This is a genomic window from Cupriavidus sp. GW823-FHT06D04 (assembly GCF_058795055.1).
The window spans coordinates 25,938-43,139 of sequence record NZ_JBXAHL010000001.1 but is presented as its reverse complement, the minus strand read 5'-3'; the positions used below and the strand labels follow the sequence as shown (position 1 = coordinate 43,139).

The 17,202-nt window shown below is 66.9% G+C and carries 17 protein-coding genes and 2 pseudogenes; 9 read left to right on the top strand and 10 right to left on the bottom strand.

Annotated elements, in window-relative coordinates; all coding sequences use genetic code 11:
* Positions 1 to 20 precede the first annotated feature (20 nt).
* The 3 genes from AC1Q7H_RS00210 to AC1Q7H_RS00200 all read left to right on the top strand — a co-directional run bounded on the left by AC1Q7H_RS00210 (position 21) and on the right by AC1Q7H_RS00200 (position 4,182).
* Positions 21 to 1,571 (top strand): aminotransferase-like domain-containing protein, encoded by a 1,551-nt coding sequence (locus AC1Q7H_RS00210; protein WP_492380807.1) that lies wholly within the window; start codon positions 21 to 23, stop codon positions 1,569 to 1,571.
* Positions 1,572 to 1,694: 123 nt separating this feature from the next.
* Complete coding sequence (gene htpG, locus AC1Q7H_RS00205) at positions 1,695 to 3,596, top strand: molecular chaperone HtpG (RefSeq protein WP_013957450.1); 1,902 nt, start codon at positions 1,695 to 1,697, stop codon at positions 3,594 to 3,596.
* Between the two features lie 73 nt (positions 3,597 to 3,669).
* Positions 3,670 to 4,182, top strand: coding sequence for a DNA-deoxyinosine glycosylase (locus AC1Q7H_RS00200; RefSeq protein ID WP_153953657.1), 513 nt, complete (start codon positions 3,670 to 3,672; stop codon positions 4,180 to 4,182).
* A gap of 18 nt (positions 4,183 to 4,200) precedes the next feature.
* Here the strand turns inward: AC1Q7H_RS00200 and AC1Q7H_RS00195 are convergent, their stop codons facing one another.
* The 4 genes and pseudogenes from AC1Q7H_RS00195 to AC1Q7H_RS00180 all read right to left on the bottom strand — a co-directional run bounded on the left by AC1Q7H_RS00195 (position 4,201) and on the right by AC1Q7H_RS00180 (position 6,608).
* A complete protein-coding gene (locus AC1Q7H_RS00195; protein WP_013957446.1) occupies positions 4,201 to 4,989 on the bottom strand; it encodes a type IV pili methyl-accepting chemotaxis transducer N-terminal domain-containing protein in 789 nt (262 codons plus the stop codon).
* 34 nt (positions 4,990 to 5,023) lie between these two features.
* A pseudogene (locus AC1Q7H_RS00190) lies at positions 5,024 to 5,359 on the bottom strand (chemotaxis protein); the annotation flags it as partial.
* A gap of 103 nt (positions 5,360 to 5,462) precedes the next feature.
* On the bottom strand, positions 5,463 to 6,263 hold the full coding sequence (locus AC1Q7H_RS00185) for a dienelactone hydrolase family protein (RefSeq protein ID WP_492380806.1): 801 nt from the start codon (positions 6,261 to 6,263) through the stop codon (positions 5,463 to 5,465).
* Positions 6,264 to 6,374: 111 nt separating this feature from the next.
* Positions 6,375 to 6,608: a LysR substrate-binding domain-containing protein gene (locus AC1Q7H_RS00180; protein ID WP_211979991.1), complete on the bottom strand. Its 234-nt coding sequence runs from the start codon at positions 6,606 to 6,608 to the stop codon at positions 6,375 to 6,377.
* A 393-nt stretch (positions 6,609 to 7,001) separates the two neighbouring features.
* Between AC1Q7H_RS00180 and AC1Q7H_RS00175 the strand changes: the two genes are divergently transcribed.
* Positions 7,002 to 7,160 carry an alpha/beta fold hydrolase gene (locus tag AC1Q7H_RS00175; protein ID WP_211979990.1) on the top strand — a complete coding sequence of 53 codons (159 nt, stop codon included), beginning with the start codon at positions 7,002 to 7,004 and terminating at the stop codon, positions 7,158 to 7,160.
* Positions 7,161 to 7,406: 246 nt separating this feature from the next.
* On the top strand, positions 7,407 to 7,844 hold the full coding sequence (locus tag AC1Q7H_RS00170; protein ID WP_211979989.1) for a universal stress protein: 438 nt from the start codon (positions 7,407 to 7,409) through the stop codon (positions 7,842 to 7,844).
* Between the two features lie 43 nt (positions 7,845 to 7,887).
* Here the strand turns inward: AC1Q7H_RS00170 and AC1Q7H_RS00165 are convergent.
* The 3 genes and pseudogenes from AC1Q7H_RS00165 to AC1Q7H_RS00155 all read right to left on the bottom strand — a co-directional run.
* A pseudogene (locus tag AC1Q7H_RS00165) lies at positions 7,888 to 8,690 on the bottom strand (YoaK family protein); the annotation flags it as partial.
* 56 nt (positions 8,691 to 8,746) lie between these two features.
* Positions 8,747 to 9,619: a spermine/spermidine synthase domain-containing protein gene (locus AC1Q7H_RS00160; protein ID WP_211979988.1), complete on the bottom strand. Its 873-nt coding sequence runs from the start codon at positions 9,617 to 9,619 to the stop codon at positions 8,747 to 8,749.
* Positions 9,616 to 9,882, bottom strand: coding sequence for an HPr family phosphocarrier protein (locus AC1Q7H_RS00155; protein WP_249221186.1), 267 nt, complete (start codon positions 9,880 to 9,882; stop codon positions 9,616 to 9,618). The genes AC1Q7H_RS00160 and AC1Q7H_RS00155 overlap by 4 nt, the downstream gene beginning before the upstream one ends.
* A 324-nt stretch (positions 9,883 to 10,206) precedes the next feature.
* Between AC1Q7H_RS00155 and AC1Q7H_RS00150 the strand changes: the two genes are divergently transcribed.
* The 3 genes from AC1Q7H_RS00150 to AC1Q7H_RS00140 all read left to right on the top strand — a co-directional run bounded on the left by AC1Q7H_RS00150 (position 10,207) and on the right by AC1Q7H_RS00140 (position 13,098).
* Positions 10,207 to 11,343, top strand: coding sequence for a PLP-dependent cysteine synthase family protein (locus tag AC1Q7H_RS00150; RefSeq protein ID WP_211979986.1), 1,137 nt, complete (start codon positions 10,207 to 10,209; stop codon positions 11,341 to 11,343).
* Positions 11,344 to 11,417: 74 nt separating this feature from the next.
* Positions 11,418 to 12,170: a tetratricopeptide repeat protein gene (locus AC1Q7H_RS00145; protein WP_211979985.1), complete on the top strand. Its 753-nt coding sequence runs from the start codon at positions 11,418 to 11,420 to the stop codon at positions 12,168 to 12,170.
* A gap of 55 nt (positions 12,171 to 12,225) precedes the next feature.
* Positions 12,226 to 13,098 carry a class I SAM-dependent methyltransferase gene (locus AC1Q7H_RS00140; RefSeq protein ID WP_211982292.1) on the top strand — a complete coding sequence of 291 codons (873 nt, stop codon included), beginning with the start codon at positions 12,226 to 12,228 and terminating at the stop codon, positions 13,096 to 13,098.
* 52 nt (positions 13,099 to 13,150) lie between these two features.
* Here the strand turns inward: AC1Q7H_RS00140 and AC1Q7H_RS00135 are convergent, their stop codons facing one another.
* A complete protein-coding gene (locus AC1Q7H_RS00135) occupies positions 13,151 to 14,782 on the bottom strand; it encodes an ABC transporter substrate-binding protein (RefSeq protein ID WP_211979984.1) in 1,632 nt (543 codons plus the stop codon).
* A 137-nt stretch (positions 14,783 to 14,919) separates the two neighbouring features.
* Between AC1Q7H_RS00135 and trmB the strand changes: the two genes are divergently transcribed.
* Positions 14,920 to 15,606, top strand: a complete 687-nt coding sequence (trmB, locus tag AC1Q7H_RS00130) for a tRNA (guanine(46)-N(7))-methyltransferase TrmB (RefSeq protein ID WP_492380805.1) — start codon at positions 14,920 to 14,922, stop codon at positions 15,604 to 15,606.
* 66 nt (positions 15,607 to 15,672) lie between these two features.
* Here trmB and AC1Q7H_RS00125 read toward each other — a convergent pair whose 3' ends face one another.
* Together AC1Q7H_RS00125 and AC1Q7H_RS00120 are read right to left on the bottom strand one after the other, a co-directional pair.
* A complete protein-coding gene (locus tag AC1Q7H_RS00125; protein WP_013957431.1) occupies positions 15,673 to 16,875 on the bottom strand; it encodes a DUF2863 family protein in 1,203 nt (400 codons plus the stop codon).
* Between the two features lie 105 nt (positions 16,876 to 16,980).
* Entirely contained in the window at positions 16,981 to 17,133 is a 153-nt protein-coding gene (locus AC1Q7H_RS00120) for a hypothetical protein (RefSeq protein WP_013957430.1), read from the bottom strand.
* Positions 17,134 to 17,202 lie beyond the last annotated feature (69 nt).

The following is a 17,202-nucleotide window of genomic DNA, read 5'->3' as shown; positions in this document are numbered from 1 at the left end:
TACAGTTGCAGGAGCAGCACATGGATGCCAACGGCAGGGATGGCGACGCGGGCAGCGAGACTGCCACCGTCGCCCGTCAGAAGGATAGTGGAGGCGACGCCAAAAGCACATCGGGGCATGCCTCCGGCCGCGCGCTGCGGCTGGTGGTGCCGCCCACCGAGCGCTTCCCGGATCCGATCCCTTCGGCGCAGATGACGCTGGTCGAGCAGCTGACCGAATGGGCCCGCATGCGCATCGACGAGCGCGTGTTCCGCGCCGGCATGCGCATGCCGTCGATCCGGCAGCTGGCGCAGGAGAAGGGCATCTCGCGCTTTACCGTGGTCGAGGCCTATGAGCGGCTGGTGGCGCTGGGCTACCTGGAATCGCGCCGCGGCTCCGGCTTCTACGTGCGCGAGCGCGCCCCGGCCGCGCCCGCGGCGCCGGTGTCCGGCGGCGTGGCGGTGGCGCGCAATATCGACGTGACCTGGCTGCTGCGCAGCATGTTCCATACCGCCGAGGCGCACAAAGCGCCCGGGCTGGGCTTCCTGCCCAATGACTGGCTCGACGGCGAACTGATTGCCAGCGCGCTGCGCGGGCTGGGCCGCCAGCCCGGCAACCATTTCCTGGCCAGCGGCACGCCGCAGGGCTTCCTGCCGCTGCGCCAGCAGCTGCGCACCCGGCTGGAAGAACTGGAGATCGGTGCCAGCGCCGAGCAGATCGTGCTGACTTCGGGCATCACCCAGGCCCTGGACCTGATTGCGCGGCTCTACCTGCAGCCCGGCGACACGGTGCTGGTGGGCGACCCGGCCTGGTTCGTGATGTTCGGCCGCTTTGCCGCGCAGGGCGCCCAGGTGATCGGCGTGCCCTACACCGCCGAGGGGCCGGACCTGGAGGCGCTGGAGCGCATCGTGCAGGCACGGCGGCCCAAGCTGTTCGTGATCAACTCGGTGCTGCACAATCCCACCGGCACCTCGCTGTCGGCGGCCAAGGTCTTCCAGCTGCTGCGCCTGGCCGAGCAGTACGACTTCCTGATCGTCGAGGACGACATCTACTGTGACCTGTGCCCGCCCGGCCACGCCGCCACCCGGCTGGCCAGCCTGGACCAACTGCGCCGGGTGATCTACCTGGGCAGCTTTTCCAAGACCCTGGCGGCCAACCTGCGCGTGGGCTTTATCGCCGCGCACCCGGAGATGGCGTCGGCGCTGACCGACAGCAAGCTGCTGGCGGGGCTGGCCACGCCTGAGATCAACGAGCGCGTGCTGTACAAGGTGCTGACGGAGGGCCACTACCGCAAGCATGTGGAGCGCGTGCGCACCCGGCTGGACCGCGCCCGCAACGAGACCCGGCGCGAGCTGGAGCGGCTGGGCCTGCGTCTCTTTCCCGGCCAGCACGCCGGCATGTACCTGTGGGCCGATACCGGCCGCGACACCAACGCGATCGCCACCGCGGGGCATGAAGAAGGCTACCTGTTCGCTCCGGGCAGCCTGTTCTCGCCGTCGCAGATGCCGTCGGGCTGGATGCGCTTCAACGTTGCCAGCAGCGGCCACCCGGACATGCTGGCCTTCCTGGCGCGCCAGCTCGAACGCCTGTAAGTCACATCCCGGCAGCACCCGGGCCTTGAAAAATGGCCCGGGCGGCCCTATGTCTGGCGGCACCGGCCACATGACCGTGGTCACACCCACTTTCAAGATTCGCCTGTTTCCAAGAGGAGAACCATGACCGCACCGCACGAGACGATGAGCTTCCAGGCGGAAGTGAAGCAACTGCTGCACCTGATGATCCACTCGCTGTACAGCAACAAGGAAATTTTCCTGCGCGAGCTGGTCTCGAATGCTTCGGACGCCACCGACAAGCTGCGCTTCGAGGCGATCGCGAACCCGTCCCTGCTGGAGAACGACGCCGACCTGGCGATCCGCATCGAGGCCGACGCCAAGGCGCGCACGCTGACGATCACCGACAACGGCATCGGCATGAGCCGCGACGAGGCCATCCGCAACCTCGGCACCATCGCCCGCTCGGGCACCAAGGAATTCTTCCAGCAATTGTCCGGCGACCAGCAGAAAGACGCCGCGCTGATCGGCCAGTTCGGCGTGGGCTTCTACTCGGCCTTTATCGTCGCTGACAAGGTCACGGTGGAAACGCGCCGCGCCGGCTTGGGCGCCGAAGACGCAGTGCGCTGGGAAAGCACCGGCGACGGCGAGTTCACCATCGATGCCATAGCCCGCACCGAGCGCGGCACCACCATCACGCTGCACCTGCGCGAGGGCGAGGACGACTTCCTCTCGGCCTGGCGCCTGAAGGGCATCATCCAGAAGTATTCGGACCATATCTCGCTGCCGATCCGCATGCCCAAGGAGGTGTGGGACGCAGAATCCAGCACCTACCAGCGCACCGCCGAGTGGGAAAGCGTGAACCAGGCGAGCGCGTTGTGGACGCGTGCCAAGTCCGACATCACCGACGAGCAGTACACCGCCTTCTACCAGCACATCGCGCACGACAACGAGGCGCCGCTGGCCTGGACCCACAACCGCGTGGAAGGCCGCAGCGAATACACCCAGCTGCTGTATATCCCGGCGCGCGCCCCGTTCGACCTGTGGGACCGCAACCACAAGGCCGGCCTGAAGCTGTACGTCAAGCGCGTCTTCATCATGGACGACGCCGACCAGCTGCTGCCGGGCTACCTGCGCTGGGTCAAGGGCGTGGTCGATTCCGCCGACCTGCCGCTGAACGTATCGCGCGAACTGCTGCAGGAAAGCCGCGACGTCAAGGCCATCCGCGAGGGCTGCACCAAGCGCGTGCTGTCGATGCTGGAAACGCTGGCCGACAGTGAAGAAGAAGCCGAGCGCGCCAAGTACACCACCTTCTGGCAGCAGTTCGGCCAGGCGCTCAAGGAGGGCATCGGCGAAGACCAGGCCAACCTGGAGCGCGTGGCGAAGCTGCTGCGCTTTGCCTCCACGCACAACGACACCGCCGAGCAGAATGTGGCGCTGGCCGCCTACGTCGGCCGCATGAAGGAAGGCCAGGACAAGATCTACTACGTCACGGCCGATACCTGGTCCGCCGCGAAGAACAGCCCGCACCTGGAAGTGTTCCGCAAGAAGGGGATCGAAGTGGTGCTGCTGACCGACCGCGTCGACGAATGGATGCTGTCGTTCCTGCGCGAGTTCGACGGCAAGGAACTGGTGTCGGTCGCGCGCGGCGACCTGGACCTGGGCAAGCTCGCCGACGAAGCCGAGAAGGCCGAGCAGGAAAAGGCCGAGGCCGACTGGAAGGACGTGGTCGAACGCGCCAAGGGCGTGCTCGACGGCAAGGCCAAGGACGTGCGCGTGACGCTGCGCCTGACCGCGTCGGCCTCGTGCCTGGTCTCTGACGAAGGCGACATGAGCGGCTATCTGCAGCGCCTGCTCAAGCAGGCCGGCCAGAAGGCGCCGGACGCCCAGCCGATCCTGGAACTGAACCCGGAACACGCGCTGGTGCAGAAACTGCGCGATCTCCCCGAGGGCGATGCCTTCAGCGACCGCGTGCAGGTGCTGTTCGACCAGGCGCTGCTGGCCGAAGGCGGCATGCTGGACGATCCGGCTGCATATGTGCAGCGCGTCAACAAGCTGCTGGCCTGACGCCCCGGCTGCCCTCGCCGCGTAGGCGGCGGGGGATTCCCATCTCAATGTGTTGTAACGGAGCGCGTGACCGATGACGCTGAAGCGGTGCTTCCCGCCTGTCGTTGACGCCGGCACGCGCATCCTCATTCTTGGCAGCCTGCCGGGCGAGGCGTCACTGGCGCAAAGCCAGTATTACGCGCATCGGCAGAATCAGTTCTGGCGCCTGACCGGCGATGTTCTGGGTGAAGACCTGGTCCACATGGACTATGCCGCGCGGCTGCAAACGCTTCTGGCGCATCACGTCGGTCTGTGGGACGTGGTGGCGCAAGCGAAGCGTGAGGGCAGCCTGGACAGCAACATCCGGGATCACGCCGGCAACGACCTGGCGAGCCTGATCGAATCACTACCCAGGCTGGCTGTCATCGCCTTCAATGGCGGCACTGCTGCGCGTATCGGTTTGAAGGTACTCGGGCAGCATGACGACCATCACCGGACCATCAAGCTTCCATCCAGTAGTCCCGCTCATACCTTGTCCTACCCGGAAAAGCTGCGCGCCTGGCAGGCATTGCAGGCGTGGCTGTCTGTAAAGCAGCATCTGGCATAGCTCGTTCACGCACCCACGTTACCTGGGCATCCCTTCATACATGCCGGTGACGTCATCCATCACCTGAAGAATACGCTCGCTGGTCGTGGCGATGTTTCTCAACTGTTCCGCGCGACTGACCCCGGTCTGGTTGAGTGCCTCTTCAAAGAACAGCCACTGAGAGCCGGCAAGCAGCAGTTCGCGACGGATTGCCTCGGTGTTTTGCGGCGCCGAGGTGAGGAGCTCCTGCGCGGCTGCGAATTCCCTGGTAGCCGTGTCCAGATCCTGCGCCATCTGGGGGGAGGTAATTCCCCAGGCGCGGAACATGCTGATCTTGGCGATTCTCTGCGAGAGCATCCGCTGGCGGCCGGCAACGTTGATCAGCTTGCCCGTCGCGGTGCCAGAATGTTTCTCGAGCAGGAGGGTTCCCTGTTGCGCAAGCTTCAGCACGTCCTCGCTCATTCTTGCGATGGTTTTCGCGCTATCGGGATTCGGATCGCCGCCGGACAGCAACTGTCTATAGGGAATCCATGTCTGCTCGAGCCTGGCGTAGGTGTCCTTGATATCAGGCGTGGGCGCGAACGCCTTCAGCTCCATGAGTTGCTTGTCGAAGAGCGCTGCGGACTGTTCGAGAATCTTCTTTGAACGTTCGACTTCAACGCCGAGGCCTGCCTGGCAGTAAGCCTTGGCCATGCGCTGAGACAGCATGCGCTGGCGGCCCGCCTTGTTGATCGCCGCGTTGATCGTCAGCGTTTCGGCGGAAGCGGTCCCGGCCAGGGACAGGACGCTGCAGACAATCAGGCAGAAGGAACAGAGGTAACGTTTCAAGGGCGTCTCCGCATCAAACTCTGGTTGGCCCCGGCTCGAACATTGACGGGCGCTTGCGTGCGATATCGAGCGCGGCAGTGTCCCCCCGCGAAGCGAGCAGCATCTGGAGGACGATCCGTTGCGACAGCATGCGCTGCCTTCCGGAAAGGTTGACCGATGCGCCGATGGTTTCGGCGGACATCTCGGTCTCGGGTGACTGAGTAGAGAGAGCGTTCATGCCATGCCTTGCAGGTAGTGTCGACGCAGACGCGCACCGCGCTGACCGGCAAAGCCAAAGCGCCCCGAAGCGCGATGCCTGCGAACCGGTTGTCCGGTTCGTGGTCCATTCGCTTCGGGGCGTCGTTGCCCGGGATGCTCCTTTTCGGAGCATGTCATCGCGGCTTGCCAATCTGTTTCAAGGCCGCCGTTGGCCTGTGTGTCCTCTACGCAATATCTATGCCATAGCTCACGCTGGTTGCGCCCGGAGCAACTGTCTACGGCGCCATCAGGCGCTGCCGGAAAAAGGTTTGCGTCCGCGCGATGGCATCTTCGGCGGCAGCGGGATCCTGACCGACGATGTGCCCGGCGAAGGCATGGGGCGGACGGCTCGTGTCAAAGCCATGTACGGCGCCGCGGTACACGATCATCTCGACCGTATGGTCGTGCTTCATAACGATATCGCGCCAGCGTTCGCAGCGCGCGGCGGGCGTCCAGTCGTCGGCGTCGCCGATCAGGATTAGTGTGTCGGTGAGCAGGACGGAGCGGGGCATCTCGCAGCCTGGGTAGAACGCCACGGCGGCGGCGAAGGGGTGGGTGACCTCGACTCCGGCATCGCTGGCGAGCACGCTCTTGAGCACAGTCCAGCCACCGTGCGAGAAGCCAATGACGCCGATGCGGCTCCCCACCACGTCCAGCCGCGCGCGCAGGTAAGCGGCGGCGCCCAGTGCATCTTGCGCGCGCAGCTCGGGGGGGACGTCCCGGCCATGGTTGCATACCGTCCTGAGGTTGCGCGGGCCAAAGCTGTCCACCAGCAGTACCACATAGCCCCACGAGGCCAGCCGGCGTGCCCAGGTCCGGTAGTGCGGGCTGACGCCATCGCAGCCGTGCAGCGCGACGACCGCGGGAAACGGGCCGGCGCCCTCGGGCCGGTACAGTTCTGCCGTGGCGCGGCTTCCCGGGCTTCCTACCGTCGCCGCGTTGAATGCGAGCGGACCGGAGGGCTGAGGCATCGTCTGTGCACAAGCAGCACACAATGCAGCCAGCAGGCACGATAGCAACCGCTTGAAGTCACGCATGGCGGGGCATGAAGAGGGATGGTGCATAGGATGCTAGCTCAGTCAGCGCAGCCACACACATCAGGAAATCCGCTTAGCCCGGCGCGAGACTCGCGCGTATGCCGACCGGCATTAGGCCTTCAGGCTTCCTTCGGCGGCACCTGCCTCGTGCTGCTGCAACAGCCAGTCGCGAAACACCTTCAGCGCCCGCATCTGTGCCGACGCCGGCGGATACACCAGGCCCTTCGGATGTTGCCAGGCTGTGTCGGAAAGGCGCTCCAGCTTGCCGACCGCCAGCAGGTCCCCGGTCATGTAGGAGGGCAGCAGCGCCACGCCCATCCCCGCCACGGTGGCGTTCAACGCCATCGACATCACCTCGTAGCGCGGCCCTTCGTGGCCCGGGGCTGGCTTTGATGCCTTGCCGTGCGAACCAGCCTTCCCATGCGTCGGACAGCGTCAGGTGCTGGATCAGCGCCGACCGCGGCGTGCCGGCGTCGATCGCCTGGCCATGCGCGGCCACCCATGACGGCGCCGCATAGGGCGACAACCGCAGCGGCACCACGAAATCGTTATGCAGGCCCGGCCGCTGGCCGTCGCCGAACTCCAGCGAGGCATCCACGGACGCGGTGCTGAAGTCCACCGGACCCACGCGCGTGCGCAGGTGCGGGCGTTGCTCGGGCGTCCGGACGCATCGGCGCTGCTGCCGGCCATTACCTGCCCGACGGCCGCCAGGATCACTGGAACCCGCTGGACAGCCACGTGGACATGCGCGAGCGGATCCCGGCGGCGCGGCTTGAAGTGATCGAGGATGCGGGGCACATGATCACCATGGAAGCGCCGCAAGCGGTGGTCGAGGCTGTCGCCGCATGGCTGACGGAGGATTGCGCAACGATCCGGCGCGACCCTGGTCGGGCCTGACGCGGCCCGCAGCCAGCCAACGGCTTCGCAAATCGCTGGTATTGAATCCACCCGTGCGCATGTGACGCATGCCGGATTGCCGTGGGCCATGGCGCACCTATACTGGAGTCGAGCGACGAATCATTCGAAACCGGAGGTATCGGTCGCTCCCTGTGCGCCTTGCGGGGCTCGCACTTTCGGACGCATGGCGACGACGCATCGGAAGTGAGCGCCTTAGCCGGCAACTATGCAGGCAAGGAGGCAATCATGTTCAAGCATCTCCTGCTGGCGGTCGATGGCTCCGACCTGTCTGAATCGGCATTCCGCAAGGCCCTGATCCTGGCGCGGGAAATGGGGGCGCGTACCACCGCGGTGCGGGTCTGTCCGAACTACCACGTGCTGACCTACCAGGTCGAGATGCTGGAGGGCACGCGCGAAACCTACGTGAAGCAAGCCTGGGAAGAAGCAACCCGCTACCTGCGCGGACTGGCCGACGAAGCCGGCGCCGCAGGCGTGCCCTGTGAAACGGCATACGTCGTCAACGACCATCCCTACGAGGCCATCATCAAGACGGCCGAGGAGATGGGCTGCGACCTGATCGTGATGGCTTCGCACGGGCGGCGCGGGGTCCAGGGCATGCTGATCGGCAGCGAAACCCTGAAGGTGCTGACGCACAGCAAGATTCCGGTGCTGGTGTACCGCTAGACGGCGCCTAGCGCCGCCGGTGTAGCGCGCCCGCCTGCACGCGTTGCCGCGTCCGCGCCGCCAGGCGCGGCAGTGAGCCTGTGCGCCAGCGGCTGCGCAGGTCGTCGGTCAGCGGCACTGCGATCAGCGCCAGCAGCACGGCCAGCGGCAGCGTGGCGCTGAAACCCAGGTGCTTGAACCCCAGCGCGCCGGCGACGCCGCCGGCAAAGAACAGCGTGACCAGCACCACCAGCAGGCGCTGCACCGGTCGGCGAGCACGCGGGGCAGGGGGCGCGCTTGTGTGCTTGATGGCGTGCGTGCCGGCGCGGCTGCGTTCCAGTAGCACAGCTTACCCAGCTCGATGCCGATATCGGTAACCATGCCAGTGAGGTGGGTGGTGCGGATCTCGGCGTTCGAGGGCTTGGTGATCATGGCATTCTGCAGCCCCATGATGAAGCACAGCAGCATCACCGTGGCTGGCACGAACAGCCACTGGTGCTGCCCCAGGGTTGCCGCCGATCAGGCCTAAGCACAGCAGCAGCCCCGCTTCCAGCGCCAGCGGCAGCGCGTATTCACTGTGCAGCCGCTCGCGCCGCCCCCAGTTGACCAGCACCGCCGAGCACGCAGCGCCGCCGAGAAACGACAGCAGCGCCCCGACCCCGTCCAGCACCAGCGCGAAGCTGCCCAGCGCCAGGTTGTCGGCCATGGCTGAGACCACGCCGGACATATGCGAGGTGTATTGCTGCACGGCCAGGAAGCCGCCGGCATTGATGGCGCCTGCGACAAAGCAGGGTAGCCGGCCAGGTGCCGGTTGGCGTGGGGGCTGCGCCGCTTCCCAGTCAGTTTGCGCAGGTACAGGATCGGCATGGCGATGGGGCGGCGTCTGGCGGATTGGAAAGGGAGGCGGAGGACCTGCGTTGCCGCTACAGGGCGTGCCGGGGCGGCCGGGCAAGGGCGTGCCAGGCGTCGGGGTCGGCGGCAACTGCCTCGCCGCGCTTCATGCGGCGGGCAGTCGGTGTCAGCTTCAGCGCATGCACGGCTTCCAGCACCCGTGCGCGTGCCAGGAGCGTCTGCAGCGACGGCAGCCGGGGCTGGCCTTTCCAGGCAAACAACGTGTAGTTGCAGCTGTCCTCGGCGCGCGCGACCGACATCGAGACCCCGAACACGGCGCGCACCGCGTCCAGGTAGTGCGGCATGCCACGGTCGCTTGCCAGGAAGTTGGCGACCAGCACGCCGTCGTCGGCCAGCCTCGCGTGGCAGGCCGCGTAGAAGCCGGCAGAGCCAAGCTGCAGCGGCATGCCGTCAGCCAGGAAGCCGTCGACGAGGATGACCTCGGGGCGCGCTTCCCGGCCCCTGACGTACTCGGCGCCATCGGCGCAGACCACCTGCAGGCGGACATCGTCGGGCGGAATGCGGAAGCGCTCGCGCAGTGCGATCACCGCTGGGTCGATCTCGACAGCAACCACCCGCGTGGCAGGCAGGTGCCGGTAGCAATACTTGACCAGCGAGCCTCCGCCGAGCCCGATCACCGAAATCCGTGCCGGCGACGGATGCAGCAGCAGGAATCCCATCATGGTGCGCGTATAGCCCAGCACCAGCCGGTCGGGATCGCGCCGCGACATGAAGCTCTGCGTGGCCAGCACGTCGAAGTGCAGCGACAGGGCGGTCTCGGTCTCCAGCACCACGGGCGTGCCGTCACGCGGGGCTTCGGCCAGGAACCGCATATAGGAGTCAAAGGACGTGCGGCCGCTATCCGCGGCGATGCCAGTGCCGGCGTCCGGTTTGCGTTCGCTCATGGCTGGCCGTTCCCTGGTCCGAATATTCGTGCGATGGCCCAGACCGCGGCGACTTCGTCCGGGTCGTCGGCCTGGATGCGCAGCACGGTGCCTGGCGGCGTGCGCAGGCGCATGACGGCCATCACGTCATGCGCATCGGCCGAGCCGGAGTCCGTGACCAGCACGATGCGGTTGGCATAGCGGCCGGCCACCAGGCTCACGCGCGCCGAGCCACGCCCCTGGAAACCCTTGCCGGCGGCGATGTTGAGGGTGGCCTCGATCACGGCAGCCTTGCGCAATGCAGGACCCGGGGAGCGGGACCGGTCGGCTGGCTGGGGCGGGCAAGGTGGCGGGTGCTCCCGGGTATCGCGGACATCGGGGACATCTGTTGCAGTCACATATGATGTTAGTCCTATTATCATATCCCAGCACCCGCGCCGGTGGCTGCATCCGGACAGGAAATGCCATGCCTGGTCCCGCGGTTGTGGAGAAACCGCCCTTTGCGGGTTGTGCCAGGCCGCCTGCCCATCCCGGAAACTGGATTTGTGGCGTGCGCTTCTGGCATCCTGACGGTCTGTCCCGATGCCCGGCCTGCCCGGAACACTGCCATGCCACTTTCCGACTGGACCCATGAGGCCATCCGCAAGATCGATGCGGATTTCAACCGTTCCGCCGACACCCACCTGATCCCGCTGGAACTGCCGGGCTACCCTGACATCCGCGTCTATTTCAAGGACGAGTCCAGTCATCCGACCGGCAGCCTCAAGCACCGGCTGGCGCGGTCGCTGTTCCTGTACGCGCTGTGCAACGGCTGGCTGCATGAGGGCAGCACGGTGGTGGAGGCATCCAGCGGCTCGACGGCAATCTCCGAGGCTTACTTTGCGCGGCTGCTCGGGCTGCCGTTCGTGGCGGTGATCCCGGCGGGCACCTCGCGCGCCAAGATCGAGGCGATCGAGTTCTACGGCGGGCACTGCCACCTAGTGGACAGCCCGTCCGAGATCTACGCCGCCTCGCGCCACATCGCGCAGGAGACGGGCGGGCATTTCATGGACCAGTTCACCTACGCCGAGCGCGCCACCGACTGGCGCGCCAACAACAATATCGCCGAGTCGATCTTCAAGCAGATGGCGCAGGAAGAGCATGCGGTGCCGGCCTGGCTGGTATCGAGCGGCGGCACCGGCGGCACCATCGCCACGCTGGGGCGCTATGTGGCCTATCGCCGCCACCAGACCCGCGTGTTGTGCGCGGACCCGGAGAACTCGGTGTTCTTCGACTACTTCCGCAGCTGCCTGGAGGGCAAGCCGCAGCCGGAGCTGTCCCTGGCGGAGGGCTCGCGCATCGAAGGCATCGGCCGGCCGCGCGTGGAGCATTCGTTTATCCCGACCTGCATCGACGCCATGCTGAAGGTGCCGGATGCGCTCTCGTTCGCGGCCATGCGCTACCTGGCCGGGCGCTTCGGGCGCCGCGTGGGCGGGTCCACCGGCACCAATTTCGTCGGCGTGCTGTACCTGGCCCAGCAGATGCACGCGGCGGGTGAGGGCGGCGCCATCGTCAGCCTGCTGTGCGACAGCGGCGAGCGCTACGGCAACACCTATTACGACGATGCCTGGTACAGCGCACAGGGCATTGCCATCGAGGCGGCCGATGCGCTGGTGGCGCGTGCGGTCAATGGCGAGGCCGTGCTGACGCCGCAGGCGGTGGCGGGGCTGCAGTCGGCCGGCGCCGGCATTGCGGCGGGCGGCTGAAACCCGGCGCCCTGCCTTTCTGTCACAATGCCGGCGGCCGGCGTGCCGGCCATTGATTCAAAGGTGAATTCCCTATGCGTATCTTCGGCATCAGCATCCATATCATCGTCGCACTGTTCTTTGCGGTGCACGCGGTGCGCACGCACCAGAACATGTACTGGCTGCTGATCCTGTTCCTGTTCCCGGGGCTGGGCAGCGTGGTGTATTTCTTCGCGATCTACCTGCCCGCGCTGCGCCAGTCGCGCGGCGCGCGTGCGGCCACGCGTGCCATCACGCAACTGGTCGATCCGAACCGCGCGGTGCGCGAGGCCCGCTCAGACTTTGACCGCGCCCCGACGGTGGCGCACCGCATGCGCCTGGGCGCCGCGCTGCTGGCGGCCGGGCAGCCGTCGGAAGCCCTGCAGCACTACCAGGCAGCGGCCAACGGACCGTTTGCGACCGATCCGGCGCTACTGCAGGGACTGGCACAGGCGCAGTTCGCCACCAACGATGCCGCCGGCGCGCTGGCAACGCTGGAGAAGCTGTTCGCCGCCAATCCGCAGTCGCGCCAGCAGCCCGATCCGGCCCTGCTGTTTGCGCGCGCGCTGGCGGCCACCGGTGCATCCGGCACGCGGGCCGCGTTCGAGCAGGCGCTGACCAGCGCCAGCGATGCCGCGCCGCGCTGCCTCTTTGCCGACTGGCTGGCGGCGCAGCCCGACGCCGCCGACCGCGAACGCGCGCAGCAACTCTATGCCGATATCGTCCACGACGCCCGCCACTGGCCGCGCCACGCCCGCGAACACAACCGCGAATGGCTGCAGCGCGCACAGTCGGCGCTGGGCAAGTAATCCGCGTTTGTCCCCATCCATGCTGGAACGGGTGCTGAACGCCTTTCTCGACAACATGACCCTACTGAAACGCAAATCGATTGAAGCCGTGGCCTCGCGCCGTCCGGCACGTGGCACCCGCAGCCGTGGCGAGGCGCCGGCACGCGAAGAAAAGCGCATGACGCCGCGCTTCGCGCCGGTGACCTTCTCGGAAATGGAAGGGGTGCGCTACCTGCACTTCGGCACCGAGTGGGTGCAGGGCGCGATGCGCCTGCGCAAGCCCGATGCGATCGAGCTGGAATACGCGCAGCAGATGATGGCCTGGCTGCTGTTCCTGTCGCCTTCCGTTGAAGAATTCCACGTGGTCCAGCTTGGCTTGGGAGCCGCGGCGCTGACCAAGTTCTGCCACCGCCAGTTCAGCCAAGCGCGCGTGACTGCGGTGGAGCTGAACCCCGCGGTGATCATCGCCGGGCGCAGCATGTTCGGCCTGCGCGAGGACGATGCGCGCCTGACCGTGCGCGAGCAGGATGCCTGGGACTACGTCATGGACGGCACCCACGCCAGCGCCATCGACGTGCTGCAGGTGGACCTGTACGACGCCACCGCGCGCGGCCCGGTGCTGGACACCACCGCGTTCTACCGAGCCTGCCGCCGCACGCTGAAGGCACCCGGGGTGATGACCATCAACCTGTTCGGCGACCACGACAGCTTTCCGAAGAATATCGAACGCATCTGCGATGCCTTTGACAACCGCGTGCTGGTGTTCCCGGAAGTGCATGACGGCAACATCATCGCGATGGCCTTCAACGGGCCGGATATTGATGTGTCGTGGGAAGCGCTGGAGGGGCGTGCCGAGGTGGTGGAAAAGACCACCGGCCTGCCGGCGCGCGACTGGGTGCAGAAACTGCGCGCGGCGAATGTGCGGCAGGAAGAGCAGTTGAAGATCTGAGGAACTGCCGCTCTCCCGCTGCGCGGGAGAGCGGCTGCAGGCAGCGCCGCACTCACTCCTTGTGGAAGAACTGCGCCAGCGACCACTCGTCGGTGCGCGCCTCGTACTTCAGTCCCTTCTTCATCGCCCACATCGCCAGCTGGCTGTGCGACGGAATGATCGCGTGGTCGGCCAGCGCAAATTTGGCCGCGATGCGGGCATTCTCTTCGCGGGCCTTGTCGCTGCTGACGGTGGTCAGCGACTTCTCGATCAGCTGGTCCAGTTGGGGGTTGCTGTACTTGCCCCAGTTCCAGGTGCCATAGCCGGTCTTGGGGTTGGGCGTGCCGGTAATCGAGCGCAGTGCCACGTCAGCCGCGGCCGAACCCCAGCCCAGCATCTGGAAGGCGAACTCGCCCTGGCGTGCGCGCGTGAAGTAGGCCGCCACCGGCAACGTCTCCACCTTGGTCTGGATGCCGATGCGCGTCAGCATGCTGGCGGTGGCCTGCGCCACCGCGGCGTCGTTCAGGTAACGGTTGTTGGTGGCGTGCAGCGTCAGGCCGAAGCCATCGGGGTAGCCTGCGGCGGCCAGCAGCTTTTTCGCGCCTTCCGGGTCATAGGCTTCAGGCTTGGTGCCGGGATGCCCGAAGATCTGCGGCGAGACGATCGACGAGGCCGGCACCGCCAGCCCTTCCATGATGCGGCTGACGATGGCGTCGCGGTTCAGCGACTTGCTGATTGCGGCGCGCACGCGCGCATCCTTGAACGGGTTCTTGCCCAGCGGCTTGCCGGCCTTGTCGGTGACAAAGGGCGGGTTGTCGCGCGACTGCTCCATTTGCCAGAAGATGGTGCGCCACGACACCTGCTGCTCGATCTTGAACTTCGGGTTCTGCTTTAGCTTGGCGACGTCGGCCGACGGTACGCTCTCGATCACGTCGACATCGCCAGCCAGCAGCGCGGACGAACGCGCGCCGTTGTCAGTGATGATGCGGAAGATGGCGCGGTCCCACTCGGGCTTGGGGCCCCAGTAGTTGGGGTTGCGCTCCATCACGATTTCCTGCCCGCGCGCAAAGCGCACGAACTTGAACGGGCCGGTGCCGATCATGACTTTGCCCGAATCAAAGTCCGCCTGCGTCAGCGTGGCGGCGACCTTCTTCGGCATGATCGGCACGCTGTTCAGGTCGTTGGCCAGGTTGGCGTAATTGGGCACGCTCATGGTCAGGCGCACCGTCAGCGGGTCGGGCGTGTCGATGCGCGCGATCGGCTTGGTGTAGCTGGTGAACGAGCCCGGGCTGTTGACCAGCTTCTCCGGGCGCTCCAGCGAGGCCTTGACGTCCTCGCTGGTAAAGGGCGAGCCGTCGTGCCACTTCACGTTGGGGCGCAGCTTGATCTCCCAGGTGATGGCGTTGACCGGCTTCCACGACAGCGCCAGGCCGGGGATGTAGCGCGCATTCTTGTCCATGAACACCAGCGACTCGAACACATGCAGCGCGATGGCGTTGTTGGGGCCGGAATTGTTCCAGTGCGGGTCCATCGAGGTCACGTCGGCCGCCAGGCCGATGCGCAGGTCTTCGGCGTGGGCGGCTCCCGCCGGCAGCAGCGTGAAGGCGGCGCTGGCCAGCACCAGCGCGGTGGCGGCATGGAGCACGGCGCGGCGGGCAGGGCGGCGGGGCGGACGTTGCGGCGGCAGGGCGTGGGTCGGTGTCATCTGGCTGGCTCCTCGTACGGGTCCGCGCGGACGCGGCCGGGTTCTCAGGCGGGTTTGTCCCGCATTGTGCCGCTAAAGTGGCTTGGTTGCAGCCTTTGGCGCGGGCTGCCAAGCCGATGCGGGGCGGCGCCGTTAGAATGGCGCCCATGTTTGCCAATTCCCGCACCATTGTCTCGGCCCAGTCCGATGTCCACGAACACCTGGCCGCGCGCGTCGCGCGCCACCTGGCCGAGCCGTTCCGCAAGCCCATCGGCAAAGCCAGCCGGCGCGAGCTCGGCGCGGCGCTGCAAAGCTGGCAGCAGGCCGGCGGCGCGCCGCTGATCCTGGATGCGGGCTGCGGCGTGGGCGAAAGCACGCTGCGGCTGGCGACGGCGTTCCCGGACCACTTCGTGATCGGCATCGACCAGTCCGAGAAGCGCCTGGCCGCCGGCAAGGACTGGTGGGGCGAGGCGCCGATGCCCGCCAACTTCTGCTGGGCGCGGGCCGACCTGGTCGATGCCTGGCGCCTGCTGCAGGCCGAGGCCGTGCCGGTGGCGCGCCACTACGTGCTGTACCCGAACCCGTGGCCCAAGATCGGCCACCTGGGGCGGCGCTGGCAGGGCCATGCGGTGTTCCCGGCGCTGGCTGCCTGCGGCGACTACTTGGAGTGCCGCAGCAACTGGCGCATCTATATCGATGAGTTTGTCCAGGCGCTGGCGCTGGTCGGGCGCCCGGCGCAGGTAGAGGCGTGGGCGCCGGCGCAGCCGATGACGCCGTTCGAGCGCAAGTACGGCGCATCGGGCCATGGCTTGTGGCGCTGCGTCAGCGAGCGCAAGCCCGCCTGAGCGGCTCGCCAATGAGAAACGGCCCGCGCATGCGGGCCGTCTTTTTGCCTGGCGCAGCCGGATGCGTCAGTGGAACAGCGGCTGCTGCGTCGGCGCGTCCTCGGGCAGTTCGGCGTGCACGATCTCGCCGTTGCGGTCCGCGTACAGCGGCGTGCCGCAGTCCTCGCAGTATTCCGGATCGAACAGCGCGGCGTGGCGGAAGATGTCTTCCACGCCGGCGTTGCGCAGTTCCTCGCAGATCTGCTCGAGCGGGTTGCCCTTTTCGTCGGCATCGACCTCGCCGGCTTCGCGGCCGTAGACCGGCCACACAATGCCGTAGATCACATCCTTCTCGCCGCGCATGGTGAAGCCCACGCGGTATTCCTCGACCACTTCCTCGCCGAAGGCAGCCACCACGGCGGCCAGCTGGCCGGCGGAGATGTCGAGGGTGCCGCACAGGTAGTTGACCGCGGCGCGCACGGTCAGCGGGCGGATGCTCTTGTCGGACTCGCGGCAGGACAGGAAGAAGGCGTCAGGCAGCAGCAGCTCGAACTCGCAGCCCGGCAGCAGCAGCGCCACCGACGGCTGCACCTGGGTGCGCCATTGGTCGAGGCAGGTCGAGCGCTCGGCGTGGTGATCCTTGGCGTCTTCCTGCCAGCGGAACAGCGCCTGCTCGTGCGGGGCCACCACCACGGCCAGCAGGTAGCGCGGATCGGCCAGGATCGGCGCGGTCTCGGGCAGGTCGCGCAGGTCGACCTTGGGTACCGTGCCGGCCAGGGCGGCCGCGGCCAGCTTGTGCGTGAGCGCAAAGGTGTCGCTGTGCGTGCGCGGCAGCTGGTCGATGCTGTAGAGGTAGGGCGACAGCGAGACCTTGGTGCCGGTGGCCAGCACATGTGCCTGCAGGTGCACCGCCAGCGTCTGCGCCAGCTCCGGCTTGAGCGAGCCGGAGGGAATCGCGTAGCGCGTGTGCGCCAGGATCGGGGCGGCAATCAGCAGCGCGTCATAGCGCTGGCCGTCGACCTCGATGGTGGCGGATTCGGCGAGCGTCTCGGCCTGCTCGGCCAGTACGTCGGAGGCGTCTGCATTGTGCTTGAACAGGTGTTCCAGCGCCGCGTCGAGCGCGGTCTGGCTCCCGTTCTTCAGCAGGCGGCCCAGGCGCTGCGAGAGCCGCCGTTCCCAGTACGCGTCCTCCATGCGGCTGCCCGAAGCGTCGAGGGCGAGCGCATCGGCCACCAGACGCTCGGCGTCAGGGGAGAGTCGTGGGGAAGCCTTGGGGCGAAAACCTGCCATAGAAAGAAACCGTCCGTTTATGCGTAAAACGGTATTCTACTCGTTGCGTTGACACGCAGGCCGCTATATGCGTGCAGCCTGTGCGGACGCGCCCGGGCGTGCGGCTTATTTCTGGGCCGGAGCGGCGCCAGGGGCCGCGGGCGCGTGGCTCTCGACGCTGTGCGACTCGCCGGACATGGAAACGTCGCTGCCGCCCTTGGTCAGCAGGTAGAGGGCCGCGCCGGCAACCACGACGAATGCGATAAGGATCTTAACCATGGTGTCTCCTGATTCTGGATGATGCGGGGCGGACCCGGCTTCCGGTCGTGCGACCGCTGTTCTTGTGGA

Coding starts and splice junctions, on each gene's coding strand:
- AC1Q7H_RS00210 (WP_492380807.1), top strand. CDS start 21: ATGGATGCCAACGGCAGGGATGGCGACGCGGGCAGCGAGACTGCCACC.
- htpG (WP_013957450.1), top strand. CDS start 1,695: ATGACCGCACCGCACGAGACGATGAGCTTCCAGGCGGAAGTGAAGCAA.
- AC1Q7H_RS00200 (WP_153953657.1), top strand. CDS start 3,670: ATGACGCTGAAGCGGTGCTTCCCGCCTGTCGTTGACGCCGGCACGCGC.
- AC1Q7H_RS00185 (WP_492380806.1), bottom strand. CDS start 6,263: ATGCGTGACTTCAAGCGGTTGCTATCGTGCCTGCTGGCTGCATTGTGT.
- AC1Q7H_RS00180 (WP_211979991.1), bottom strand. CDS start 6,608: ATGGCGTTGAACGCCACCGTGGCGGGGATGGGCGTGGCGCTGCTGCCC.
- AC1Q7H_RS00170 (WP_211979989.1), top strand. CDS start 7,407: ATGTTCAAGCATCTCCTGCTGGCGGTCGATGGCTCCGACCTGTCTGAA.
- AC1Q7H_RS00160 (WP_211979988.1), bottom strand. CDS start 9,619: ATGAGCGAACGCAAACCGGACGCCGGCACTGGCATCGCCGCGGATAGC.
- AC1Q7H_RS00150 (WP_211979986.1), top strand. CDS start 10,207: ATGCCACTTTCCGACTGGACCCATGAGGCCATCCGCAAGATCGATGCG.
- AC1Q7H_RS00145 (WP_211979985.1), top strand. CDS start 11,418: ATGCGTATCTTCGGCATCAGCATCCATATCATCGTCGCACTGTTCTTT.
- AC1Q7H_RS00140 (WP_211982292.1), top strand. CDS start 12,226: ATGACCCTACTGAAACGCAAATCGATTGAAGCCGTGGCCTCGCGCCGT.
- AC1Q7H_RS00135 (WP_211979984.1), bottom strand. CDS start 14,782: ATGACACCGACCCACGCCCTGCCGCCGCAACGTCCGCCCCGCCGCCCT.
- trmB (WP_492380805.1), top strand. CDS start 14,920: ATGGCGCCCATGTTTGCCAATTCCCGCACCATTGTCTCGGCCCAGTCC.
- AC1Q7H_RS00125 (WP_013957431.1), bottom strand. CDS start 16,875: ATGGCAGGTTTTCGCCCCAAGGCTTCCCCACGACTCTCCCCTGACGCC.
- AC1Q7H_RS00120 (WP_013957430.1), bottom strand. CDS start 17,133: ATGGTTAAGATCCTTATCGCATTCGTCGTGGTTGCCGGCGCGGCCCTC.